The organism is Nannocystis exedens (assembly GCF_002343915.1).
Classification (GTDB): Bacteria; Myxococcota_A; Polyangia; order Nannocystales; family Nannocystaceae; genus Nannocystis; species Nannocystis exedens.
On the sequence record NZ_NETK01000001.1, the window covers coordinates 10,343,104 to 10,367,713 of the forward strand.

General features: G+C 72.8%; 20 protein-coding genes. 7 read left to right on the top strand and 13 right to left on the bottom strand.

Annotation, left to right across the window (positions count from 1 at the left end):
• Positions 1–20: 20 nt before the first annotated feature.
• A complete protein-coding gene (locus NAEX_RS40310; protein WP_170136420.1) occupies positions 21–1,118 on the bottom strand; it encodes an HD domain-containing protein in 1,098 nt (365 codons plus the stop codon).
• Between the two features lie 169 nt (positions 1,119–1,287).
• Here NAEX_RS40310 and NAEX_RS40315 point away from each other — a divergent pair, with 169 nt between their 5' ends.
• Entirely contained in the window at positions 1,288–1,791 is a 504-nt protein-coding gene (locus tag NAEX_RS40315) for an EVE domain-containing protein (protein WP_096332772.1), read from the top strand.
• Complete coding sequence (locus tag NAEX_RS40320) at positions 1,788–2,330, top strand: class IV adenylate cyclase (protein ID WP_096332773.1); 543 nt, start codon at positions 1,788–1,790, stop codon at positions 2,328–2,330. The genes NAEX_RS40315 and NAEX_RS40320 overlap by 4 nt, the downstream gene beginning before the upstream one ends.
• A 255-nt stretch (positions 2,331–2,585) precedes the next feature.
• Here NAEX_RS40320 and hemH read toward each other — a convergent pair whose 3' ends face one another.
• On the bottom strand, positions 2,586–3,671 hold the full coding sequence (gene hemH, locus NAEX_RS40325; protein WP_096333890.1) for a ferrochelatase: 1,086 nt from the start codon (positions 3,669–3,671) through the stop codon (positions 2,586–2,588).
• A gap of 88 nt (positions 3,672–3,759) precedes the next feature.
• On the opposite strand from hemH, the gene NAEX_RS40330 reads away from it, so the two are divergent.
• Positions 3,760–4,509 carry a 4'-phosphopantetheinyl transferase family protein gene (locus NAEX_RS40330; RefSeq protein ID WP_170136421.1) on the top strand — a complete coding sequence of 250 codons (750 nt, stop codon included), beginning with the start codon at positions 3,760–3,762 and terminating at the stop codon, positions 4,507–4,509.
• Positions 4,510–4,772: 263 nt separating this feature from the next.
• Here NAEX_RS40330 and trpS read toward each other — a convergent pair whose 3' ends face one another.
• The 9 genes from trpS to NAEX_RS40375 all read right to left on the bottom strand — a co-directional run bounded on the left by trpS (position 4,773) and on the right by NAEX_RS40375 (position 16,098).
• On the bottom strand, positions 4,773–5,852 hold the full coding sequence (gene trpS, locus NAEX_RS40335; protein ID WP_096332775.1) for a tryptophan--tRNA ligase: 1,080 nt from the start codon (positions 5,850–5,852) through the stop codon (positions 4,773–4,775).
• Positions 5,853–6,062: 210 nt separating this feature from the next.
• Positions 6,063–6,446, bottom strand: a complete 384-nt coding sequence (locus NAEX_RS40340; protein ID WP_143140639.1) for a hypothetical protein — start codon at positions 6,444–6,446, stop codon at positions 6,063–6,065.
• Between the two features lie 162 nt (positions 6,447–6,608).
• Positions 6,609–7,076: a response regulator gene (locus NAEX_RS40345; RefSeq protein WP_096332777.1), complete on the bottom strand. Its 468-nt coding sequence runs from the start codon at positions 7,074–7,076 to the stop codon at positions 6,609–6,611.
• A gap of 232 nt (positions 7,077–7,308) precedes the next feature.
• Complete coding sequence (locus tag NAEX_RS40350) at positions 7,309–8,724, bottom strand: tryptophanase (protein ID WP_096332778.1); 1,416 nt, start codon at positions 8,722–8,724, stop codon at positions 7,309–7,311.
• On the bottom strand, positions 8,721–10,814 hold the full coding sequence (locus tag NAEX_RS54105) for a GAF domain-containing sensor histidine kinase (RefSeq protein ID WP_096332779.1): 2,094 nt from the start codon (positions 10,812–10,814) through the stop codon (positions 8,721–8,723). Before NAEX_RS54105 ends, NAEX_RS40350 begins: the two co-directional genes overlap by 4 nt.
• Positions 10,815–10,961: 147 nt before the next feature.
• Positions 10,962–12,332 (bottom strand): TrpB-like pyridoxal phosphate-dependent enzyme, encoded by a 1,371-nt coding sequence (locus tag NAEX_RS40360; protein WP_096332780.1) that lies wholly within the window; start codon positions 12,330–12,332, stop codon positions 10,962–10,964.
• Positions 12,333–12,663: 331 nt separating this feature from the next.
• A complete protein-coding gene (locus NAEX_RS40365; RefSeq protein ID WP_096332781.1) occupies positions 12,664–14,382 on the bottom strand; it encodes an alanine/glycine:cation symporter family protein in 1,719 nt (572 codons plus the stop codon).
• 121 nt (positions 14,383–14,503) lie between these two features.
• Complete coding sequence (locus NAEX_RS40370; RefSeq protein ID WP_096332782.1) at positions 14,504–15,508, bottom strand: hypothetical protein; 1,005 nt, start codon at positions 15,506–15,508, stop codon at positions 14,504–14,506.
• 104 nt (positions 15,509–15,612) lie between these two features.
• The gene (locus tag NAEX_RS40375) at positions 15,613–16,098 is read right to left on the bottom strand and encodes a DciA family protein (RefSeq protein ID WP_096332783.1); all 486 of its coding nucleotides are present in this window, start codon (positions 16,096–16,098) and stop codon (positions 15,613–15,615) included.
• Between the two features lie 9 nt (positions 16,099–16,107).
• Between NAEX_RS40375 and NAEX_RS40380 the strand changes: the two genes are divergently transcribed.
• Positions 16,108–16,494, top strand: a complete 387-nt coding sequence (locus tag NAEX_RS40380) for a hypothetical protein (RefSeq protein WP_096332784.1) — start codon at positions 16,108–16,110, stop codon at positions 16,492–16,494.
• Positions 16,495–16,803: 309 nt separating this feature from the next.
• Here the strand turns inward: NAEX_RS40380 and NAEX_RS40385 are convergent, their stop codons facing one another.
• Both NAEX_RS40385 and NAEX_RS40390 read right to left on the bottom strand, forming a co-directional pair.
• Entirely contained in the window at positions 16,804–17,673 is an 870-nt protein-coding gene (locus NAEX_RS40385) for an aminotransferase class IV (protein WP_096332785.1), read from the bottom strand.
• Between the two features lie 60 nt (positions 17,674–17,733).
• Positions 17,734–18,471, bottom strand: coding sequence for a polyprenol monophosphomannose synthase (locus tag NAEX_RS40390; RefSeq protein WP_096332786.1), 738 nt, complete (start codon positions 18,469–18,471; stop codon positions 17,734–17,736).
• A 139-nt stretch (positions 18,472–18,610) separates the two neighbouring features.
• Here NAEX_RS40390 and NAEX_RS40395 point away from each other — a divergent pair, with 139 nt between their 5' ends.
• The 3 genes from NAEX_RS40395 to NAEX_RS54110 all read left to right on the top strand — a co-directional run bounded on the left by NAEX_RS40395 (position 18,611) and on the right by NAEX_RS54110 (position 24,536).
• Positions 18,611–19,231 carry a PilZ domain-containing protein gene (locus NAEX_RS40395; protein ID WP_170136422.1) on the top strand — a complete coding sequence of 207 codons (621 nt, stop codon included), beginning with the start codon at positions 18,611–18,613 and terminating at the stop codon, positions 19,229–19,231.
• 314 nt (positions 19,232–19,545) lie between these two features.
• Positions 19,546–20,970 (top strand): hypothetical protein, encoded by a 1,425-nt coding sequence (locus NAEX_RS40400; RefSeq protein WP_096332788.1) that lies wholly within the window; start codon positions 19,546–19,548, stop codon positions 20,968–20,970.
• A gap of 494 nt (positions 20,971–21,464) precedes the next feature.
• Positions 21,465–24,536 (top strand): serine/threonine-protein kinase, encoded by a 3,072-nt coding sequence (locus NAEX_RS54110; RefSeq protein WP_096332789.1) that lies wholly within the window; start codon positions 21,465–21,467, stop codon positions 24,534–24,536.
• Positions 24,537–24,610 lie beyond the last annotated feature (74 nt).

A 24,610-nucleotide genomic window follows, 5' to 3' on the forward strand; every position in this document is an offset into this window, starting at 1 on the left:
TGCGGGGGGCGCAGGGCATGTCAGATCTCCGGCCCCTCGGCGCCCGGTATGGCTGTCCAGCGGGACATGTCCTCATGGACATGGTCGTCGAGGGCGATCGGCAGCGACAGCTGGGCGGCGGCGTGGCGCGGGCTGACGAACGCGAGCTGGCGGCTGTGGCGGTAGCGGCGCGACCACTGCGGGCGGGACAGGCCGTGCGGGCCGGGGGCGACGGTTGGGTCGACGAAGTAGCGCTTGTGGACGCGCGGGACCACGTCGTCGCCGCCGGCGGGGGGGACGCGGGTGCTCTGGAAGCGGTCGTCTTGCCCTTCGGACAGGCCGCTGCGGCGCGCGTGGGCGTCGGCGAGGCCGCGCAGGGCGGCGTCGTCGAACTCGGCGAAGCGGGCGAACACCCGCTGGTCGAACGAGTCGGCGACGGCGCGCGACAGCTCGGCCTCGCACACGATGTTCGACGGCAGGTTGATGACCTCGCTGTAGATCCGGTCCTTCAGGGCCCAGAAGCGGTCGATGACCGGCAGGGCGTCGGGGTCGATCAGCAGCTCGCGGCCGCGGCGGACGAACACGGCCCGCGGCAGGCGCACGCCGGCGCGGCCGAAGGTGCGGGCGGTGCGGACGATGCCGTCGAGGGTGTCGAGGTTGATCGGCGCGAGCAGCAGGGCGGAGAGGTCGAGCGCGAGGCCGTCGTCCGCGCCGGCGATGATCGCCCACACGCGCTCGGGGTCGAGGTCGACGCTCTGCAGGACGGGGCGCAGCGACAGCGCCTCGGGGATCGCGCCGTTGCCGAGGACGATCCACTCGCTGACGCCGTGATGCGCGACGCCGAGGGCGCGCTCGAAGCCCGGCTCGGCGGCGTGCGACAGCGGAAAGTGGCCGATGTCGTGGAGCAGGCAGGCGGCGACGAAGTGGCGCAGGTCGCCGTGCGCGAGGTCGAGGGCGGCGCCGAAGCGGTGGCCGAGCGCGGCGACGCCGAGCGAGTGGTCGAGGCGCGTGGCGGGGTCGTGGCTGCGCGGGTGCCAGTCGAGGGTGCCGAGGAAGCTGACCCGACCGAGGCGCTGCACCCACGGCGAGTCGAGCAGCGGGGCGCCGAGCAGGCGGACGAGGGCCGGGGGGGGAGGCACGGCCCACGGACGCTGGCACAGGCCCGCGGGGCTGCCAAGGGGGGACGCGGGGAGCCGCGCCGAGCTCGTCGCTCGCGGCCGTCGGGCGCTCCGGCGGACCTCGCCGATCGCCGCGTCGGCGCCGCTTGCAAACTCGCGCGCGCTCTGCGAAGTCCATGCGAGTGACGGCATGACCAAGAAGTCCGCGAAGATCCGCTACTGGCTGATGAAGAGCGAGCCGGACGTGTTCTCGATCGACGACCTGCAGCGCCTCGGCAAGACCGCCTGGGAGGGCGTGCGCAACTACACCGCCCGCAACTCGATGCGCGACGACATGAAGATCGGCGACCTCGTGATCTTCTACCACTCGAGCGTCGACCCCGCCGGCGCGGTCGGGCTGGCGCGAGTGTGCAGCGCGCCGTACCCCGATCCGACCCAGTTCGACGCGAAGAGCGAGTACTACGACCCCAAGTCGACGCCCGAGGCGCCGCGGTGGATCCTGGTCGACGTCGAGTTCGTCGAGAAGTGGCCGGCGATGGTCCCGCTGCACGCGCTCAAGGCCGAGAAGGGGCTCAAAGACATGCTGGTGGTCCAGAAGGGCCAGCGGCTCAGCGTGCAGGCGGTCGAGCCGCGCCACTTCGTGCGCGTGCTGAAGATGGCCGGCAGCCGGCAGGGAGAGGCGGTGACGGCGTGACCGCGGCCCGCAACATCGAGCTCAAGGCCCGCTGCCCCGACCTCGCCGCGGCCCGCGCGGCCGCCGAGCGCCACGGGGCCCGCTTCGTCCGCGTCGAGCACCAGCGCGACACGTTCTTCCACGCCCGCGCCGGGCGCCTGAAGCTGCGCGAACGGACATGGCGCGAGGGACAGGACGCAGAGGACAGGTCGGGTGCGGAGCTGATCCCGTACGAGCGCTCCGACACGGGCGGCGCGCGCGAGAGCCGCTACCACGTGGTGCCGGTGATCGAGCCGCAGGCGCTGGTGGCGGCCCTCGGCGCGGCGCTCGGGATCCGCGGGGCGGTGGTGAAGCGGCGCGAGCTGTGGATGTGGCACAACGTGCGGATCCACCTCGACGAGGTCGAGGGGCTGGGGTCGTTCGTCGAGTTCGAGGCGGTGATGCTGCCGGGCGAGACCGACGCCGAGGCCCACGCGCGGGTGGCCGCGCTGCAGGCGGCGCTGGGGCTGGCCGACGCGAGCATCGTGCCAGTGGCGTACGCCGACCTGCTGGGGCTGTGACGCAGGGCGCGGGCGCCGCCGGCGTCGACGGCTCGTTCGGCGGTGCGGGGTCGATGACAGGTCCGGAAGGACAGGGCCAGGCCGGGCGTGGGCTCGGCCTGGTCAGCTGTCTTTCCGGGCATGTTGAAGCGCGGCGCGGCGCGCTCGCCAGGGGCGATGGCGAGCGCGGCGACCGGCGCGGGCGTCGAAGCAGGACAGGCGCAGGCGCTCGCCGTCCGGCGCGGGGCGGTGACATGTCCCGGAGGACAGCCGGGGTCAGGCGGACAGCGGCGGGGCGGGGCTGTCCGCGAGGACAGGCAGGGCGCGGCGCTGGGGGGCGGACTCGCGGATGATGGTGGCGAGCGCGGCGACCCACACCGGGTGGTCGTTGAGGCAGGGGACCAGGCGCAGGTCCTCGCCGCCCGCGGCCTTGAACGACTCGGCGGCGCGGATCCCGATCTCCTCGAGGGTCTCGAGGCAGTCGGCGACGAACGCCGGGCAGAACACCGCGAGGCGGCGGACGCCGCGGCGGGCCAGCTCGACCAGCTCGACGTCGGTGAAGGGCCTGATCCACGGGGTACGGCCGAGGCGGGACTGGAAGGCGATCGAGGTGGCGTCGCGGGAGAGGCCGAGGCGGTCGCGCAGGGCGCCGGCGGTGGCGACGCAGTGGGCGCGGTAGCAGTTGCGGTTGTTGACGCCGATCGCGTCGCAGCAGTCGGGGCGCGCCAGGCAGTGCGCGCCGCTGGGGTCGCTCTTCTTGACCTGGCGCTCGGGCAGGCCGTGGAAGCTGAACAACACGTGGTCGGGGCGGAAGTCTTCGAGGACAGGTGCGCCGACGCGCGCGAGGGCGTCGATGAAGGCCGGGTGGTCGTAGAACGGCGGAACGATGGTGAGGAACGGGGTGTTCCACGGCTCGCCGGCGGCGCGGTAGAGGGCCTCGACGGTCGAGCCGGTCGAGCTGGCGGCGTACTGCGGGTAGAGCGGGACGGCGACGATGCGGTCGCAGCCGCGGACGCGCAGGGCGTCGAGGCCCTTCTGCAGGGAGGGCTCGCCGTAGCGCATGGCGAGCTCGACATCGACGTCGGGCATGGCGGCCCGCAGGGCCTCGGTGAGGCGGCGCGAGTGGTAGAGCAGGGGGGAGCCGCCGGGGCCCCAGACGGTGCGGTAGGCGGCCGCCGAGCGCGCCGGACGGAACGGGAGGATGACGAGGTTGAGGAGCAGCCAGCGGCCGACGGCGCCGATGTCGAGGACGCGCGGGTCGGACAGGAACTCGCGCAGGTAGCGGCGCACCTCGGGGGCGCGCGGGGCGTCGGGCGTGCCGAGGTTGACGAGGAGGACGCCGAGCTTCGGTTCGGGGCGCATGCGCGGGCGCATCGTGGCGCGGTTCGCCGGAGGCCGCAACTGCGCCGCCGGCTTGACGCGGGCCCGGCGCGCGCGTCACGGTGCAGGGGTGACGGAGCGGCAGAGCCTGGCGCCCGGCGAGGTCCACGTGTGGCTGTGCGCGGCCGAGACGCAGGTCGACAGCGACTGGCTGGCAGCGGCGCGCGGGCTTTTGAACCCGGAGGAGCAGGCGCGCCAGGACCGCTTCGTGTTCGAGCGCAACCGCCGGCAGTTCGCGGTGGCGCGGGTGTTGGTCCGTCAGATCCTGGCGAGCTACACCGGGATCCCGGCGACCGAGCTGCGCTTCGTCGCCAACCAGTACGGCCGCCCGGCGCTGGTCCAGACGGCCGAGCTCGAGTTCAACCTGTCGCACACCGACGGGCTGGCGGCGCTGGCGGTGACCCGCGCCGGCGAGATCGGGGTCGACGTCGAGGACGCCGATCGGCGCGCGCGGCCGGAGGAGGTGGCCGACCACTTCTTCGCGCCGACCGAGGTCGCCGCCCTGATGGCGCTGCCGGAGGCCGAGCGGCGGGCCCGCTTCTTCGACCTGTGGACGCTCAAGGAGGCGTACATCAAGGCCCGCGGGATGGGCCTGGCGATCCCGCTCGACGCGTTCGCGTACGACCTGTCGCGCGGGCGGCAGGCGATCGACCTGGCGATCGACGCGTCGCTCGGCGATCCGCGCGCGGGCTGGGAGTTCTTCCTCGACGACCCGACGCCGCGCCACCGCCTCGCGCTGGCGGCTCGCTTGCCCGAAGGACATGGCGCGAAGGTCATGTACCGGTGGGTCGGGCCGGCCGGGCCGGGCCGGCTGGGCTGACGCCTCGCCGGCCGGAGCCGCGGGCGAGGGCGGTCTGTCCTTCGGGTCATGTCGAGCCGCCGCGGGAGCGCGGCAAGTCGCGGGGTCGCGGGCGAGGCTGGCCTGACCTTCGGGACATGCTGCGCCGACGCGGGAGGCGAGGTCGGGGGGACGAGCCGGGCCGGCCGAGCGGGTGCGGAGATCTGTCTCTCGGGACAGGCAAAGCGTCGCCGCTCGCGACGCGACCGCCCCGGCGCGGTCGCTGCGGCGGCGGGCGCCGGGGCTCAGCTCTTCTGGTGGTAGAAGGGCTTCTTGCGCTCCTCGGCGCGCGACTGGGTGGCGTGCACGAGGCCGGACCACAGGTTCTCGAGGCCCATGGCGTCGCGGACCTTGCCGAGGGTCTCGTAGGCGACCTTGCGGGCGGTGATGGTGCCGTCGACGATGATCTCCTCGGTGCGGTGCTTGTCGGCCGCGAACTCGGCCCGACGCTCGCGGATCGGCACGAGGATCTTCTCGAGCGCCTCGATGACGCGGTCCTGGACGGCGGCGAAGCCGATCGCGCCGCGGTCGTACTCGGCCTTGAGGTTGGCGAGCTCGTCGGCGTCGCGCAGGAACGCCTCGGCGAAGCGGAACAGCGGCGCGCCGTCCGACTCGCCGGGGGCCGGGCCGGGCAGGGTCCGGATCTTGCGGGCGACCTCCTCGGGCGTGTCCTTGAGCCAGATCGCGTTGCCGGCCGACTTCGACATCTTGCGCTCGGCGCCGCCGGCGACGGTGTTGACGCCGGGCAACGACGGGGTGGCCGAGACGGTGGGCTGGGGGACAGCGAACACGCGGCCGTAGGCGTCGTTGAAGTGCTCGGCGATGTCGCGCGCGAGGGTGACATGGGTCTCGTTGTCGGCCCCGACCGGCACGAGCTCGGCGTTGGCCATGAGAATGTCGGCGGCCTGGAGCACCGGGTAGCCGAGGAGGCCGAGCGGCACGTCGGCGTCGCCGAGGCCGGCGTTGACCGCCATGTCCTGGATCGACTGCAGGCCCGACAGCCGCGCCACCGGGGTGAGCATCTGCAGCAAGATGGCGATGTCGTAGACCGCCGGGACGCCCGACTGGAGGTAGATCGTGGAGCGCGAGGGGTCGACCCCCACGCTCAGCATGTCGAGCACCACGTCGCGTACGTGGTTCGGCAGGCGAGCAATCTCATCGCGCCGCGAGCGGGTCGTGAGCGAGTGCAAGTCGGCGACGATGATGAAGCACTCGTGGCTGTCCTGCAGTTTGACCCGGCTCTGCAGGGTGCCGACGAGGTGACCGAGGTGGAGCGGCCCCGTGGGCCGATCACCAGTGAGCAGTCGCGGTTTGCGATCGTCCATCGCGTTCAAGGTTCTAGGCGCCTGCCGCTAGTGTCAAGCCGACGGGTTCGCGCACCGGGACGACGCACGGCTGTCCGAACGGACATGTGTGAGTGGGCCTGCGACTCGAACCTGCAGAGGCGACGGACCAAACGCGAAGCGCCGCGGCCGCCGGGGCGGTCGCGGCGCATCTGCGCTCCGCGGATCTGGCAGCTTTTGCGACCGCGACGTTCAACGCAACGCTTCGCGCAGGCGCGGCTTGATGTCGGGGAGCACGACGCTGACGAGGATACCGAGCTGCGCCTTGCTGCAGTCGACCGCCATACCCCAGCGGTACTTGTCGGTGAGGTCGACCACCACGATCATGACGACGCCCTCGTCGCCGAGGCGGAGCATGGTCTCGTTCAAATAGTCGGGGACGGGCAGACCCGACTTCTTGATCGTCTCCATGATGCGCTCACAAAGGATGTTGAAGAGCGCGCACGCCTTGGGGCTGCTGCGGATGCCGGCGACCGACATGCCGGATGACTTGCTGAAGACGTCGGAAGCGGCCAGGCCGCCCATCAGACCGTCTTCGACCTCAGCGAGCAGTTGGTTTACGACTTTGAGATTCATTTCGAGTTCCTTCGTGATCCGTGCAGTCGGGGCCAGGTCATGGTAGCCGTGGCGCGGGGCGACAATCTATCATTTTTTGCACGATCCGGACATTCGTCCAAACGCACCTGACGGACGCTTTGCGGCGCGCCGCACCGGGCTGTAAAGCCCAGTTCGGCGCCCTCAGAAGCTCAGACCGCGGATCGGCGGCGGCGCGTCTTGCTGCGTCTCTTTGAGGTAGTGCTTCGCAGCTCGACGCAGCAGCGCCTTGAGATCCTCGGTGTCCCAGGGCTTCGTGACGTACTGCCACATCAAACCCTCGTTGAGACCGCGGATTACGACGTTGATGTCGGAGTAGCCGGTGATCAGGATGCGTACCGGCGTCGGGTTGATTTCCTTGAGCTTGCCGAACAGCTCGACACCCGTCATCTCCGGCATGCGCTGGTCGCTGAGCACCAACTGAATCTCGTTGGCGCGGAAGATCTGCAGCGCCTCGGTGCCCGAGTTGGCGGTGTAGACCTTGAACATGTCGCGGAAGCTCTCCTCCAGCGTGTTGAGGATGCCCCGCTCGTCGTCGACGATGAGCAACGAGAGGACCTGCTTGTCCTCTTGGCCGATCGTGCCGGTTTTCTGGAATTCCTTCCAACTCATGCAATACCTCGCTTCTCGCTGGGCAACCGGTCGTAGCGCGGGGAACCCTCGATGCGAGAGAGAGTCTGCTCCGTTCGCGCATGGTGGCAGGGGCGCATCCGGTTCGCAAGGGCTCCGTGGAGCCGCTCGCTGGAGCGCCGGTGGAGCGAGCCAGGGCCGCTGGGGCCGTGGAGCCCGGAGGGCCTGGGAAGCGGCCCGTGAGGCCAGCTAGGGCCTTTTCGCGCGTGAGTGGTCACGGTAAATCTCCTGTACCACCGTCCGCGCCGCGCACGTAGCGGAAAGTGGACGCAAAGTGGCGAATTCCGGGGGCTTCGACCTCGAAGCGAAGGCCGTGGCGCATGCGCTGGCCCTTCTCTTCGTACACGGTGCGCACCACGTCGGCGACGTACTCGAGGTGCTCCATGGTGTAGACGCGGCGCGGGATGGTGATCCGGCACAGGTCGAGGTTGGGACGGATGTTCTCGCCCGTGTCGGGGTCGCGGCCGATGAGGACGCTGCCGACCTCTACCGCGCGCACACCGCCCTCCTTGTAGAGCTCGACGCACAGGAGCTGCGCCGGGAACTCGTCCTCGGGGACGTTGGCGAAGAACCGCCGGGCGTCGATGAACACCGCGTGGCCGCCGAGCGGCTCGACCAGCGGGATGCCGGAGGCCAGCAGCAGCTCGCCGAAGCGCTTGACCTGGCCGATGCGGTAGGTGAGGTACGGCTCCTCGGTGACGTCGCGCAGACCCTGCGCCAGCGCCTCCATGTCGGCGCCCGACATGCCGCCGTAGGTGTAGTAGCCCTCGAACAGGATCGTCGGGGCCTTGAGGCGCTCGTACAGCAGGTCGTCGCGCACGGCGATGAACCCGCCCATCGGCACCAGCGCGTCCTTCTTCGCGCTCATGATCGCAGCGTCGGTGTAGCTGCACATCTCGGCGACGATCTCGTGGATCGTCTTGGTCGCGTAGCCGGGCTCGCGGTGCTTGATGAACCACGCGTTCTCGGCGAAGCGCGCGGCGTCGAGGATGACGAGGAGGCCGTACTGGTCGGCGATCCGCCGCACCTCGCGGATGTTCTCCATCGACACCGGCTGGCCGCCGCCCGAGTTGCACGTCACCGTCATCAGGATGTAGGCGACGTGGCGCGGGCCGTACTCGCGGATGACGCTCTCGAGCTTCGCCAGGTCGACGTCGCCCTTGAACGGGTGGTAGCCCGTCGAGCTGCGGCCGGCGTCGATCGTGCAATCGATCGCGCGGCCGCCGGCGAACTCGATGTGCGCCTTGGTCGTGTCGAAGTGCGAGTTGCCCGGCACGATCATGTGCTTCTTGATCAGCACGAAGTCGAGCACGCGCTCGGCGGCGCGGCCCTGGTGCACCGGGATGGTGTAGCGGTACCCCATCGTCTCGCGGATCTGCCGCTCCATCTCGAAGAAGGAGCGCGACCCCGCGTAGGCCTCGTCGCCGATCATCATTCGGCCGAGCTGCGCGGCCGACAGGGCTCCGGTGCCCGAGTCGGTCAAGAGATCGATGTACACGTCTTGTGATGCGAGGCGGAACAAGTTGTTGCCGCACGCCTCGATCCGCCGGACCCGCTCCTCATAAGGGAGCAGCGCGATCGGCTCGACGACCTTCGCCTTGTACGGGATGATCTGTCTGGCTCTGCTCATGGGCTCTCCGCGGCCTTGGCGGCCCCTTCGGTCCTCGTGCCCGGGTCCTTGGGCTCGGTCGGGATCCGAATGAGGAAGGTTACCCCCGCCGTTTCGTTGCGCGTCACTGCGATCGTCCCCTGGTGCTCCATCACGATCCGATAGCTGATCGACAGGCCCAGACCTGTCCCCTTACCGACCGGCTTGGTGGTGAAGAACGGGTCGAAAATCTTCGAGATGTTGGCGTCCGAGATGCCCTCGCCGTTGTCCCTCACCGATATCTCGACCCAGGCGCCGTTGACCCGCGTGTGCACGTGAACTTCGCCGCCGCGCGGGGTGGCGTCGATCGCGTTGTTCACGAGGTTGAGTACCACTTGGTTGAGCTTGGCGGGGAAGCAGGCGTAGGGGCGCGTCAGCGTGAGATCGGACGTCAACTTGACGCCCTTGTCCCGCGCGTTGTTCGAGAGGATCATCAGGGTCTGCCGGATCCCCTCGTCGATGTCGGCGTTCTGGAACTGCGCCTCGTCGAGGCGGGCGAAGTTGCGGAGACCCAGCACGATCTCCGCCATGCGATCGAGGCCGATGAAGCACTCCTCGAGCACCTTCTGCGTGCGCGCGAGGACCTCCTCGATCGAGCCTTCCTTCTGCTCGCGGCTCTGGCTGACGTAGCTGAAGAACATCTTCAGCAGCTCGAGCTGCTTCGGCGCCGGCATGCTGCCGAGGTCGGCGATCACGTCCTTGGCGTCGGGCCCGAGCTCCTTGTCTTCCTTGAGCTTGTCGAGGATCGCCCGGCCCGCGGCCACGCGCGCCTGCGGGTCGCCGCCCGTCCCGGCCTCGAGCCAGCGCTGCACCGCGAGCCGCCGCGCGACCTTGGTGACGCGCTCGTGGGCGAGGTGCGTGTTGTTGCGGCTGAACGCCAGCGGGTTGTTGATCTCGTGGGCGACGCCGGCGGTGAGCTGGCCGAGACTGGCCAGCTTCTCGCCCTGGACCAGCTGCGCCTGGGTCTGCTTGAGCTCGACGAGGCTCTCTTTGAGGCCCTCGTAGAGCTGGTTGTTCGTCAGCGAGATCGCGGTCTGGCTCGCCAGCGAGAGCGTCAGCTCGAGCGCGGCGTCGTCGTACGGGAGGACGACGTTGTCGATGTCGGCGGCCGTCAGCGTGGCGGTGCGCGAGATCTTGCGGTTGATCAGCTGGAGGACGCCGATGACCTGGTCGTCCTGGTTCTTCATCGGCAGCACGAGCATGCTGCGCGTGCGGTAGCCGGTGCGCTGATCGAAGGCGGGGTTGAAGCTGTACTCGGCCTTCGGATCGAGCAGGTAGGCGTCGGGGATGTTGACGGGCTCGCCGGTGACGGCGACGTAGCCGGCGAGCGTGCTCTTCGACACCGGGATGGTGAACTTGACCAGCTCGAGGTGCGGCAGCGAGTCGTTCTGCGAGTTGTTGAAGCGCAGCCGCTTGGTGCCGGAGGCGTCCTTCTCGACGATGTAGAGCGAGCCGGCGTCGGAGCAGGTGAAGTCGCGGGCGGTGGTGAGGATGAAGTTGAGCAGCCGCTCCTGATCACGCTCGGTCGACAGGGCGATGCCGATCCGGTTGAGCTTGGTGATCTCGCCGGCGAGGCGGCGACGCTCGGCCTCGAGGCTGAGCAAACGATCGTCGGCCGCGGCGTCGCGCAGGGCGGTGCGGATCGCGACCAGCAGCGCGGGAGCACCTGGCTCCGGGGACAGGATCGAGGAGAGCGCGTCGCCGAACCGCTGCTGCAGGGTCTCGGCCGCGGAGCCGGGCAGGAGGCTGATGATCCGCGTCGGGCCGACGGGCTGCAGCTCGACACGACCGTCGTCGCAGAGGAGGTGCTCGTCGAGCAGCACGACGCACGGACGACCGGCCCGGCGCGTGGCGACGGCGGTGCCGAGCTCGCGCGGCGCGACGGGCCGCAGCTCGCCGGCCGGCCGACACGCAGCCGCGGTCGCCGAGCCGGCGAAGGCCGCCGAGCACAACAGCAGCGGGCTCGACGGTTCGGGACGGGGCGAAGGATCGGGTCCGCTCCCGGAAGGCCCGGCCGCTTGACCCGGGGTGGCGGTGCTGGCTGCGTCGTCGGCCTGCACAGTGTTCACCATGGTCGGAGAACCGAGGCGCAAATACAAGAGTCACCGCAGCATCTCCACGCCGAGGATGCCCACGCCCAGGCCCACACCGACGTCGCGACGACGATGCGGCGCGGCTCTCGCCGCGACGCGTCGACCTCGGGGCGGACGATACCGCGCTCAGATGTTGACTTCGGGCAGCTCGGCCAGCGCCGCCTCGATCGCCGCTTGCGGGTAGGCGTAGTCGGTCAGCTCGCCGCGGAAGTAGGCGTCGTAGGCCGTCATGTCGAAGTGGCCGTGGCCGCAGAGGTTGAACAGGATCACCGGGGAGGTGCCCTCTTCCTTGGCCCGGATGGCCTCGCGGATCACCTGGGCGACCGCGTGGCCGGCCTCGGGCGCCGGGACGATGCCCTCGGCCCGCAGGAAGGTCACCGCCGACTTGAAGACCTCGAGCTGCGGCACCGAGTAGGCCTCGATCAGCTTCTGGTCGAGCAACTCGCTGACGACGCTGCCGACGCCGTGGTAGCGCAGGCCGCCCGCGTGCACCGGCGGCGGGATGAACTTGGCGCCGAGGGTGTGCATCTTGACCATCGGCGCCATGCCGGCGGTGTCGCCGTAGTCGTAGGCGTAGACGCCGCGGGTGAGGGTCGGGCAGGCCGCGGGCTCGACCGCGACGACCCGCACGTTGCGGCCGTGGACGATCTTGTCGCGCAGGTAGGGCACGGCGATGCCGGCGAAGTTGCTGCCGCCGCCGACGCAGCCGACGATGATGTCGGGGCTGTCGCCGGCGCGGTCGAGCTGCAACATCGCCTCCTGGCCGATGATCGACTGGTGCATCAGCACGTGGTTGAGCACCGAGCCGAGCGCGTACTTGTACTTGCCGCCGCTCTTGGCCGCCATCTCGACGGCCTCGCTGATGGCGATGCCGAGGCTGCCGGTGCTGTCCGGGTCCTGGGCGAGGATCGCCCGCCCGGCCTCGGTCTTGTCGCTCGGGCTGGCGGTGACGTTGGCCCCGAAGCTCTGGATGATCGCCCGCCGGTACGGCTTCTGGTGGAAGCTGACCTTCACCATGAAGACGTGGCACTCGAGGTTGAAGAAGTTGCAGGCCTGCGACAGCGCCGTGCCCCACTGACCCGCGCCTGTCTCGGTGGTCAGGCCGACGACGCCGGCTTGCTTGTTGTAGTAGGCCTGCGGGATCGCGGTGTTGAGCTTGTGGCTGCCGCTCGGCGAGACGCCTTCGTACTTGTAGTAGATCTTCGCCGTGGTCCCGATCGCCTTCTCGAGGCGCCTGGCCCGCATCAGGGGGGTAGGACGCCACAGCTTGTAGATCTCCCGGACCTCCTCCGGGATGTCGATGAAGCGCTCACGCGAGACTTCCTGGTTGATGATCTCGGGCGGGAACAGCGGCAGCAGGTCGTCGGGAGTGACCGGGCTCTTGGTGCCGGGGTGCAGGACCACGGGGAGCGGGCGCGGAAGATCGGCCTGGATGTTGTACCAACGTGTCGGAATTGCGCTCTGGGGGAGTTCAAAACGCGTCAGGGACTCGGTCATTCGCGGCGCTCCAGTCTCGCTCGCCCTTTATATCGCGAGGCGACGCTGCGACAAAGGCCCGCGGGCCCTTCTCAGCCCAGGCTTTTCCGTCGGGCTGCGGCTCGGACCCGAGTTCGGCGAGGGCGGCCGGAGCCGCTGCTGGGCTGTTCTTTCGGCCATGCGCCACGATTCGCGGGGCGCGCCGGCCGCTGCGCAGGCGCCAGCGCGCATGCGCGTGGACGCGCCCGCGCGCAGGACCTCGCTGCGCCGCGAATTCGCGGGCTTTGGCCGACCTCGGGGGGCCGATGCGCGTGGAGTCACGGCCGCGGCGCGACGCGGACACGTGTGACGCTCAACGCCGCCGTGCCGCGCGTACACGCGCGAAGTAGTCGCGGTAGGCCCGCATCGTCACGCCCGCGAAGAGCAGCGTGATCGGGATGTTGACCCACAGCATCACGCCGGTGCCGACCGAGGTGATGTTGTCGAGCTCCGCCTCGGTGCTGATCCAGCCTGCGCAGGCGAGCAGGATGCTCAGGCAATAGACGATCTTGTACGGGACGATCGAGCGCCGTCCGGCCATGTAGACCATGCCCTGCTCGCCGTAGTAGGCGTACGAGATCATCGTCGACACCGCGAACAGCCACGAGGCGACCGCGACCAGCCACTTCCCGAGGCCGGGGGCCACGCGATCGAAGGCGTGGCTGGTCAGCGCGGCGCCGACGTAGTCCTTGTAGACGTCGAGGCCTGCGAGCGCAGGCGCGCTGGCGAGCGGCGCGTCCGGCGAGCCCACCGGGGTCCAATTTACATAGAGGCGATCTCCCGCGCCGACGGTCACGACGCCGCTGACCCGCTGCAGGTCGCCGCCGGTCGCCGGATCGATCGCGCCGTAGCGCGCGAGCATGAACACCTGGTCCTCGGGCTGCCAGTCGCTGCCGGTGATCGCCAGCGCCTTCGGATGTTTCCCGGGCAATGGCGTATCGGACAGGTCCCAACAGCCAGGTTCGATCTGCACCGCGATCGGCGGCTCGCGCAGGGTGGTCTCGCCGTCGCGGCACCAGGCGCCGCTGGCCAGCAAGACCAGCGAGGTGAGGGTGCAGACGACCAGAGTGTCGATGAACGGCTCGAGCCCGGCGACCACGCCCTCGCGCACCGGCTCGTCGGTCTTGGCGGCGCAGTGGGCGATCGGCGAGGTGCCCTGGCCGGCCTCGCTCGAGAACAGGGCCCGCTTCATGCCCCACACGAAGGCCGCGCCCGAGGTGCCGCCGACGAACGCGCCGGTGGCCTCGGCCGGCGAGAAGGCGGAGGCGACGATGAGCCGCAGCATCGCGGGGATGTCGGCGACGTGGACCGCGAGCACGTACAGCGCGGCGGCGAGGTAGAGGAAGCACATCGCCGGGACCAGCGTGCCGGCGACGGCCCCGATCCGCTTGATCCCGCCGAGGATGACGAGGCCGACCAGCACCGCGAGGACGACGCCGACGACCTGCTGCGGCACGCCGAAGCTCATCTCGGTGACGACGCCGACGTTCCACGCCTGGAACATGTTGCCGCCGGTGATCGTGCTGATGAGCAGGGTGATGCAGAACAGCACGCCGAGGACGCGACCGACGCCGCGGAGCCTGGGGCTGCGCTGGGCGAGGCCGTCGTCGGCGACCCACATCGGCCCGCCGCTCGGCTCGTCGGGCTTGTCGGTGCGCCGGTAGAGCATCGACAGCGTGACCTCGGTGGTCTTGAGCGCCATGCCGGCGAGGCCGACCATCCACATCCAGAACACCGCGCCCGGGCCCCCGAGGGCGATGGCGACGGAGACGCCGCCGATGTTGCCGAGGCCGACGGTGGCCGACAGCGCGGCCGACAGCGCCTGGAAGTGACTGATGGCGCCGGGCGAGTCGGCCTTGTCGTAGGCGCCGCGGATGATCGTCACCCCGTGGGTGAGCGAGTGGTACTGGCAGAAGCCGCTCCACACGGTGAAGAGGAGGCCGGTGGCCATCACCGCGTAGAGCACGCTGTCGTGCCACAACACCGCGTTGATGGCCGTCAGCCAGTCGTTGAGGGCGATCCAGATCTCCACGAGCGAACGAGGGCCGCATGATGGCGGCCCGGCTTGCGCGGCGCAATGTCCCGCGCGGGCCGTCGACTCTTTATTATCTTTATTAAAGGAGACAGGGCGGGGCGGGCGGTGCGGCGCGGCGCTAGCCGGCAGTCGCGGCGGTCGGGGCCGCGGGCGGCGGGGTCGCGGCGGGGCGGCTCGGGGCGGCGGACTGGCCGGCGGCGAGCGGCGGCGGAGAGGTCGGGCTCACGGATGAAGGCGAGGGGGCCGCCGGTGGGTCAGCGTCTGCGGGCGCGGGCTTGCCGAGACGCGGGGCGTCGGGACGGATCCCGGGCGGCACCTCGACGCGCTCACCGACGGTGATAAGGCTGGCGTAGCGCAGCAGGCTGACCTTCACCAGCAAGTCGGAGAAGGCCCACTCGGTCTCGAAGTTGGTGGCGACGGGGATGTCGATCGTGCCGTCGGGCGCGGGCGCGGGCAGCTCGCGCGCGGGGACGCGGGTGGGCGGGCCGTAGACGCGGGTGTAGTGGGCGACGGCGTCCTGGTAGTCGGCGAGCGCCGGCGCGGGGTCCTTGGCGGTGCGCTGGTACGAGACGTGGCGCAGCGGGTGCTCGGCGCTGTCGAACACGAACAGCAGCCGGCCCTCGGAGGGCGGCCGCGGGCGATCGGTGAGCTGCTCGCTGCGGGTCTTGGGGCAGCTGAAGCGGACCTGCGGGTTGGCCTCGCGCTTGCTCTTGCGATCGAGCCACGAGGCGGCGGTGACGGCGTCCTCGCCGCGCGCGCGAGCCTCCTCGATCCGCTTGCGCTCGGCCTTGCGGCGGCCTTCCATGCTGGCGCGGATCGAGGTGTCGCCGCAGGTGAGGCCGAGGCGCGCGGCCAGGGCCTCGGCGTCGGCGACGCGATGCAGGCCGACCTCGGCGTGCATCGCGGCGGTGACCGGCGCCCGCGGTCCCGGCCTGGGATCCTTGAAGTCGAAGCGCCACTCCGGCTGCTTGCGCCCGAACAGGCCGGCGAGCCCGGACCCGGTCGGCGCGGCGGTCGGCTGGACGGCGGGCGCGGGCGCGGGCGCGGGCGGAGCTTCGCCGGCCCCGCAGGCGGCGAGGCCGAGGAGGCAGGCGAGGGCGGGGGTGCGCGGGGAGATGACCATCGGGACAGGTCGGATACGGAGATGAACTTCGGGACAGGCTGAACTTCGGAGCAGGTCGGCCGGCTGTGCTGCGGGACGGGTCGGGGCAGGTGCCGCCGCGGCGGTCAGCTGCGGCCGAGCATGACGCGGGCGCCGGCGATGGCCTGGCGCAGCTCGGGATCGGCGACGCTGGAGAGGGCGCGGCTGGTGGCCTCGCTGGGCTCGGCGGTCATGGGCGGCGGGCCGGGCGCCTTGGCGGGCTGCGCGGGGTTGCGCGGGCCCGGCGGGGGGACGGCGCCGAGGCGGAAGCGCAGGCCGGTCAGGCGCGCCTCGGGGGCGAGCTGCTGGAGCTTGTGGAGCAGGTCGTCCCGCGAGTACATCAGTTCGTGGTGGTACTGACTGTCCTCGACCACGACGATGACCTCGTCCCGCACGACCGCGAGCGGATAGGCGCGCCCGCGCAGCCACGGCATGCCCATCCGCTCCCACGCGGCGCGCACGTGGACGAGCCGGATCATGTGATCGGGCACGATGGTCTTGACCAACTTCCACACGGCGTCGGCGAGCGGCTGGGGACCGCGGGCGAACGATCGGCGAGGACGGCGGGCCATCGCCGCTCAGTGTGCCACAGCGCGCTGCTGTGGGCGGCGGCGCTCCTCACGCTCGGGTGCGCCGCCCGGTCCGGCTGGGAGCGGACCGAGGCGCGGGCCTGCCGCCCGGCCGATCCCCCGCGGATCTGCGTGCGCGGCGAGCCCGACCGGGCCCTGGTGGTCCGCGCCGGCGGCACGGCGCTGGTGCCCGGCGAGTGCGCGTCGTCGCCCCGCCGCCGCGGGGGGCCGCTCCGCGTGACCGCCGAGGACGGCCGCACCGGGGCGACCGACTCCCGCTGGCTGCGGACCCGCCGCGGCGCGACGACCCGGATCACGGCGACGCCGGCGGCGAAGCCGAAGGTGATCGCCCGCGACCGCTGCACGGGACAGGTCGAAACGAACAGGCCTGAAGAGTAGGGGTCGAAGGAGCATGTCCGAAGGGACATGCTCCTCGGGACACGGCGACCCGGGGCGAGCGGCGCCGCGTCCCGGGGGGGTGTCCTCGACGAGGAACCGACGGTCCAGGCAGGGCGGCGCCGGCCGGCGCGTGAGATGTCCCCAGGGACAGGAGCTCGGCACCCGGGTCTCCGGGCGCCAGGCCGAGCAGCGGTGGCCGGCGCGTGGGATGTCCTCAGGGACAGGGGCTCGCCCGAGCGAGCCGGCGCGCCGGGCCGAGCGGCGTCGGCCGGCGTGAGGATGTCCCCGGGGACAGGCGCTCGGGGCGGCTCACAGGCCGGGGAGGGCGGCCTGGTAGGCGTTGCGGAGCTTGTTCGTCAGCGGACCCTCGTTGCCGGCGGCGACCGGGAAGCCGTCGAGGGTGGTGACGGCGATCGGGCCGCGCACGGAGGAGGTCAAGAACACCTCGTCGGCGGCGCGCAGGTCGAACGGGTGGAGCGACGACTCGTGGGCGGGGATCGCCAGCGCGCCGGCGAGGTCGAGCACGGCGGCGCGGGTGATGCCGGGCAGGATGCCGTCGGAGACCGGCGGGGTGAACAGGACGCCGTTCAGGACCGCGAACACGTTGCTGGTGGCGCCCTCGGCGACGAGGCCGGCGGGGTTGATGAGGACGGCCTCGTCGTCGCCGGCGGCCAGCGCCTGGCGCAGGGCCTGGATGTTGGGCAGGTAGTTGGCGGTCTTGAACGTCGGGTCGAGCGCGCTGGCGGGGGCGCGGGTGACGTCGACGATCCGGGCCCGCAGGCCGCGGGCGTAGCCGGCCTCGTCGGGCAGGTCGAGCGGGACGGCCAGCACCGCGAGGGTCGGCGTGAGCGCCTTCCGCGGGTCGAGCATCAGCGGGGCGACGCCGCGGGTGACGACGATCCGCACGACGCTGTCGGCGTTGCCGGTCTCGCCGTGGGTGAGGTCGACGAACGCGCGCAGCTCGTCGTCGGACCAGGGCAGGTCGAGGCCGATGCCGGCGGCGCTGCGGCGCAGACGGGCGGTGTGGGCGCCCCACGCGACCGGGCGGCCGCCGGCGGTCCGCAGGGTCTCGAACACGGCGTCGCCGAACAAGAACCCGCGGTCGAGCACGGGCACGGCCGCCTCGGCGGGGTCGAGGGGGCGGCCGATGGTGGACAGGTAGACGCGGGATGCGGGCATAATTTCAGAACATGTCGGTTGAGACAGGGTGAATGGGACAGGGTGAAACGGGCATGTCCTTCAGGACCGGCGGAGGAATCGGAGGCGGAGGCACAGGCCGACGGCCTCGAGGGCGATCGCGGGGGTCATCTTCGACGCGCCGCGCTCGCGGTCGGGGAACACGATCGGCAGCTCGCGGGCGCGCCGACCGGCGCGCACGAGGCGGTACTTCATCTCGATCTGGAAGCCGTAGCCGCTGGCGGCCACGGCGCCGCGATCGAGGGCGGCGAGGGCGGCGCGGCCGTAGCAGACGAACCCGGCGGTCGGGTCGCGCAGGCCGAGGCCGAGGACGGTGCGGGCGTAGAGGCCGCCGCCGCGCGACAGCAGGCGCCGCCCGAAGCTCCATCCGCGGGTGCCGCCGCCCGCCACGTAGCGCGAGCCGATCGCGAAGTCGGCGCCGCCCTCGCCGACGGCGGCGAGCAGACCCGGCAGATACGCGGGGTCGTGCGAGAAGTCGGCGTCCATGGTGATGATGTGGGTGAAGTCGTGCGGATGCTGCAGGGCCCAGTCGATGCCCGCGAGGTACGCGCGGCCGAGGCCCTCCTTGGCGGTGCGGTGGAGGACGTGGACGCGGGCGTCGGCCGCGGCGAGGCCGTCGGCGAGCTCACCGGTGCCGTCAGGGCTGCCGTCGTCGATGATGAGCACGCGCGCGTCGGGCAGCGCGGCGAGGATCGCCGCGGTGATCGGTTCGACGTTGTCCCGCTCGTTGTAGGTGGGGAGCAGGACGAGCGGGCGTGGGCGACTGTCGGCGACGCTCATGGCAAGCAAGGGCGGGGAGGCGAAGGCACGGGAGGCGCGGGCGGCAGGGAAGGCGGCCGGCGCAGAGTACCTCGCGCCGGCGCAGGGTTGCGAGGCCGCGCGCGGGACTGCTATGGTGTCGCCCGCCCAGGTTGCCACGGTGCGACGGATCCGCTGCCATTACGCGTCCGGAGAGGCCTTCGCGGCGGCGCTGCGCGCGGCCGGGGACGAGCAGGCGCTTCAGGTCTTCACGACCGAGCGCTTCGAGCCCGGCGAAGAGGTGCTCGCGGAGGTGTTCTTCACCGGAATGAACGGGAAGATGCTGATCCGCGCGATCGGCAAGAAGTGGCACATGGCGCGGCCGCGCCTCCGGGTCCGCGCGGGGGGGGTGCTGCGCTGCTCGGGGAGCGAGTGGCGCAAGCTGCAGTTTCTCCGCGAGGTGGCCCTCGGGAAGGCGACGATGGCGCCGCGCCGCCGGCACCTGCGCCAGCCGGTCCTGGTCGAGATCCGCTGGCGCCGCAGCGACGCCAGCGACCTCCTGCCGGCGACGATCTCGGAGATCTCCGAGGCGGGGGCGCTGCTCCTGACCGACGCGGGGCTCACGCTCGGCGAGGAGATCATCATCGAGATCACGACCCCGGGCGGGGCTCGACCGCTCGAGCTGACGTCGATCGTGCGCAACACCCGGGGCCCCGAGGGCGTCGGCGTGGAGTTCCTGCGCCGCAACTCCGGCGGGCTGACGCGGATCCGCGAGGTCATCCGCCGCCTCGTGGACCAGTGAGCCCGATGGGACAGGTCCGTTCGCGCATGGTCTTCGGGACAGCCCTCGCGCGGCTGCGGTCGCTCGCGGGCGGGGCGGCGGGAGCAGAGCGCGGCGGGGCGCGGCGGCCGAGCGGCGTGGAGACGCGGAGCGGGCCGGCGGAGTCCGGCGAGCGGGCGGGAGCCGCGGACGGCGGCGGGGCGCGGCGGTCGAGCGGCGGGGAGACGTGGAGCGGGCCGGCGGAGTCCGGCGAGCGGGCGGGAGCTGGGGAGCGCGGCGCAGCGCGGCGGTCGGGGCGCGGCGCTGGCTGGCTTTTGGGGCAGGTGCGATGGGGCATGTGCTCGGGGGCAGTCGCGCTGGCGCTCGGCTGCGGGCCGCCGGCGGTCGAGGTGCTGCCGGGGGTGAAGGCCGACCTGGGCGCGGGGGCGCCGAGCGCGGGCGGGGAGCCGACGCCGGCGCGCGCGGAGGGCGACTGCGCCGGGCTGGCGGCGGCCGCCGCCGCGGGCTCGGGCGAGGACGCGGTGCTGCTCGTTTGGACATGTCCGGAGGTGCAGGCCAGCCCGGCGGCGCTGCGGGCGGCGCTGCTGCAGGCGGGCAGCCCGGCCGAGGCGGCCGCGCTGGCGCCCAAGCTGGCGGCGGCGCCCGATCTGGCCGGCCTGGCCCGGCTGGCGGCGATCGACCGCCCGGCGACGGGCTCGCTGAACCCGGCGGAGGCGCCCGATCCGGTGACCGCGGTGGTGAGCCCGATCGACGAGGCGGTGCTCGGCGGGGTGCTGCGGGCGATCGGGGCCCAGACGGCGAGCGGGCTGACGCACGAGCAGCGGACCCGCGCGGCGGCGCTGCTGGCCCGGGTCTATCGCGAGGCGCTGGCGCAGCTGGGGCTGCCGCCGGAGCAGCCGCTGCCGCCGTTCGGGCGCCTGCTGGCCGGCCGCTTCCTGCACTTCGGGCGCGGGTTCTGCCAGACGTACTGGCAGCGGCGCGTGGCCGGGCTCGAGCAGTTGTTCGCGGCGACCGAGGACGAGCTGATGCGGGTGATGCTGGCGGTCGAGCGCACGGCCCACGCCGGCGACGACGCGCTGCTGGCGGTCGAGCGCCAGCGGGCCCGCCGCTACCTGCAGGGCAGCGGGGTGGCGGAGCGGCTGAAGTCGCGCGGGGTGGCGCAGACGCCCGAGGCCCTGCTGCCGCTGCCGAACGAGCTCGATCGCCTGGTCGACCACGGGTTCGTCGAGCTGGCGCTGCAGCGGGCGCTGTTCCTCGCGGGCGAGCAGCCGGCGCCGTTCGGGCTGGCGCCGGTGATCGAGTCGCTGCAGGCGATCCTGAGCCAACGCGACCTCGGCGAATTCCAGGCGCTGCTCGAGCGCAGGATCGCGGAGGCGCGCAAGCTCGAGCCGCCGCCGCCGGAGCAGGGGACGCGCGAGTGGCCGGTGCGCGCGCCGTGGAGCTGGAGCGACGCGGGCACGGTGGCGTCGGCGGCGGAGGCGATGTGCGAGGAGGCCGACGGCGCCCAGGGCACCGCCCGCCAGCGCGGGCTGTGGCGCGCCGTGCTGGCCCTGCGCGACCGGCCCGACGCGTGCCGCGAGCTGCTGCGCCGGGCGCAGAACGGGCTGGCGGCGCGGCTGGCGAGGGCCGTGCTCGACCGCCTCGACGACGACAGCCTGGCGGGGCTGCGCACGCGCGCCGCGGCGCGCGAGGCCGGCGAGGCGCAGGTCCGGCGAGCGTTCGCGCTGGCGAGCCGCGACGCGGGGCTGCTGCCGCGCTGAACGAAAGGGCCGCGGCGCGAGAGCGCAGGGCCGCGTCGAACGCACGAGCGCGAGGGCGCCGGGCGAGGTCGCGTCGAGCCGGGGTCGACCGCGAGCGCGAGGGCGCCGGGCGGGGCCGCGTCGAGCAGGGAGCGAGCGTGAGAGCGAGGGGGCCGAGCGGGGTCGCGTCGAGCCGGGGAAACGAGCATGTTTTAAAGGGCATGTCTCGATGGGCATGTCCATCGGTGCAGGTGAAGAGTCACTGCGCTTCGAGGGCGCTCGCCCGCAGACCCACGGCGGGTCGGGCGCGGTGCGGTCGTGCAGGGCCACGGTCGCGTGCGTCGCGAAGGACATGTCTTTGTGGACATGCCCATGAGAACATGTTTATGAGAGCATGTCCTGAAGTTGGAGATGGGCCCCGGCGGAGGCTCGCGAGTGCGGGCCCCTCGGCGAGCCGGTCGTGCGCGCAGGCGCGCTAAACGGGCGGCGAGCGGCTGTGGTAGGCTCGCGGCGGCGTGATCCCCGAGAGCGTCGATCCGCGGAACCGCGACGGGCATGCGAGCTCGGAGGCCACGCTGCCCGGCTCGCCCTCGCCCGCGGGCGACGAAGACACGCCCGCTCCGACCGGGGACGAGGCGACGCTGGCCGGCTCGGACGCGCCTTCGGGGGTCGCGGACACGCTGGCGGCGCGCGGGGACGAGGCGACGCTGGCCGCGGGCGGGCCGCCCGGAGGTCGCACCGGCTCGGCGCTGCGCCGCGGCGATCTGGTGGGTCGCTACGTGGTGCTCGACCGCCTCGGCGCGGGCGGCATGGGGGTGGTGTTCGCGGCCTACGATCCGGAGCTCGATCGCAAGGTGGCGCTGAAGCTGTTGCGGACGGCCGGCGAGCGCGGCAGCGCGACGGCGCGGGCGCGGCTGGTCCGCGAGGCGCAGGCGATGGCCCGGCTGACCCACCCGAACGTGGTGACGGTCCACGACGTCGGGACGCTCGGCGACGACGTGTGGGTGGCGATGGAGTTCGTGCGCGGGGTGACGCTGCGCCGCTGGCTGACGGCGGCGCCGCGACCGTGGCGAGCGGTGGTGGCGGTGGCGATGGAGGTCGGCCGCGGGGTGGCGGCGGCCCACGCGGCCGGGCTGGTGCACCGCGATCTGAAGCCCGACAACGTGATGGTGGCCGACGACGGCCGCGTGCTGGTGATGGACTTCGGGCTGGCGCGATCGATCGCCGAGGCGCAACCCGAGGCCGAGACCGAGCCGGCGCCGGCGCCGAGGCAGGCGACGTCGCTGGAGCGGACGCGCGCCGGCGATCTGCTGGGGACGCCGGCGCCGAGGCAGGCGCCGTCGCTGGAGCTGACGCGCGCCGGCGATCTGCTGGGGACGCCGGCGTACATGGCCCCGGAGCAGCTGCTGGGGCTGCCGACCGACGCCCGCACGGACCAGTTCAGCTTCTGCGTGATGCTGTGGGAGGCGCTGTACGGGGTGCGGCCGTTCGCGGGCGACACGCTGGTGACGCTGACGTACGCGCTGACGCAGGGGCCGCCGCCGACGGCGCCGCGCAACTCGGCGGTGCCGCGGTGGGTGCGGCGGGTGGTCGAACGCGGGGTGGCGCGCGAACCGGACCAGCGCTGGCCGTCGATGGCGGCGTTGCTGACGGCGCTGGGGCGCGATCCGTCGCGCAGCCGGTGGGGGCTCGCGGCGGTGGCGACGGTGGCGATCGCGGGGATGACCGGGTTCGGGTTCACGGCGCTGACGGAGCAGCGGGCGCGCAGCGGCTGCGCGGCGGCGGCGGGGTCGATCGACGCGATGTGGTCGCAACGGGCCGAGGCTGCTGCGGCGGGGCTGGCCGCGGCGGCGCCGTACGGGGCCGACACGTGGGCGCGGGTCGAGCCGCGGCTCGCTCGCTGGCGCGACGCGTGGCACGAGACGCGCGAGCAGCTGTGCGTGGCGGCGGAGGTGGAGGAGACGCTGACGCCGGCGAATCACGCGGCGGCGATCGAGTGCCTGGCGGAGCGACGCGCGGGGCTCGAGCTGGCGCTCGAGCTGTTCGCGGCGGCGGACGCGGAGGTGGTGCAGCGGGCGGTGTCGCTGGCGACGTCGCTGGCGGCGCCGGCGGCGTGCGCCGAGGCGCGCGCGAGCGGTCCGGTCAACGAGCGCGGCGATCCGGCGGCGAGGCAGGCGGCGCGGTCGAAGCTGGCGCGAGCGCAGGGCCTGCAGGCAGCGGGTCGCTACGCGGAGGGGTTGGCGCTGGCGCGTGCGGTGGCAGAGGCGGCGCGGACGGCCGCGTGGCCGGCGATCGAGGCGGGGGCGCGGATCGAGGCGGGGGTGCTGGCGGGGCGCGTGACGCAGCTCGAGCCGGCGCGCCGCGAGCTCGAGCGGGCCTTTCGGATCGCCGGCGCGGCGGGGCTCGACGCGATCACGGCCGACGCGGCGCTCGAGCTGACGTCGCTGGCGCACCTGTTGGCGCGGCCGGCGGAGGCGTACGCGTGGGAGCGCACGGCGGAGATGTTGCTGGTGCGGCTCGGGGAGGCGGAAGGTCCGCGCGCGGCCCGACTGGCGGGGATCCGCGGGGCGGCGCTCCACGACGCGGGGATGTTCGAAGCGGCGCAGGCGGAGTACGAGCGCATGCTGGCGCTGCAGCAGGCGACGCTCGGGCTGGACCACCCCGAGCTGGCGGTGCCGTTGAGCTCGCTGGCGATGATCCGCAGCCTGCGCGGCGACCTCGACGGGGCGGAGGCGCTGCACCGGCAGGCGCTGGCGCTGAGCGAGGCGGCGCTCGGTCCGTCGCACCCGTACGTCGGCGCGAGCCTGCTCAACCTGGGGACGCTGGCGGTGCGCCGCGGCGAGGTCGCGGAGGCGGAGCGGCTGGCCCGCCGCGCGCTCGAGCTGCTGACGGCGGCCCACGGGGACGAGTCGCTGGCGCTGACGGCGGCGATCAACAACCTCGCCGATCTGGCGCAGCGCGACGGTCGCTCGGCGGAGGCGCTGGTGCTGCACCGCCGCAACCTCGAGCTGTACGAGCGCGTGCTCGGGCCGGAGCACCCCGACCTGGCGGCGACGCTCGGCAACCTCGGGGCGACGCACCACCTGCTCGGCGAACACGCGGAGGCGCGGCGCTTCTACACGCGGGCGATCGCGGTGCTCGAGGCGGCGTACGGGCCCGAACACGCCGACCTGGCCCAGCCGCTGAGCAACCTGGCGCTGCTCGAGGAGGACACGGGCCGGCCGGAGGCGGCGCGGCCGCTGTACCTGCGGGCGCTGGCGATCGAGGAGCGCGCGCGCGGGCCGGGCCACGCGGCGGTCGCCGAGGTGCTGCTGTCGCTGGCCGACATCGAGCTGACCGCCGGGCGCCCCGCCGCGGCGCTGCCGAACCTCGAGCGCGCGCTGGCGATCGGCGAGCGCCTGGCGCAGTCGGACGAGGAGCTGGCGCCGACCCGCCTGGCGCTGGCGCAGGTGCTGGGCGAGACCGGAGGCGACCGGGCGCGCGCGCAGCAGCTGGCCCGGCTGGCCCGCGGCGGCTTCGCGGCGGCCGGCGACGCGGAGGCGCTGGCGGAGGCGGATGCGTGGCTGCAGCGGCACGCGAAGCGGTGAGCGTCGCCGGGCGTCCGAAAGGACATGCGACCTCGCCGGGCGGCGCCAGGGCGGACGCCGACGCCGCGGCCACG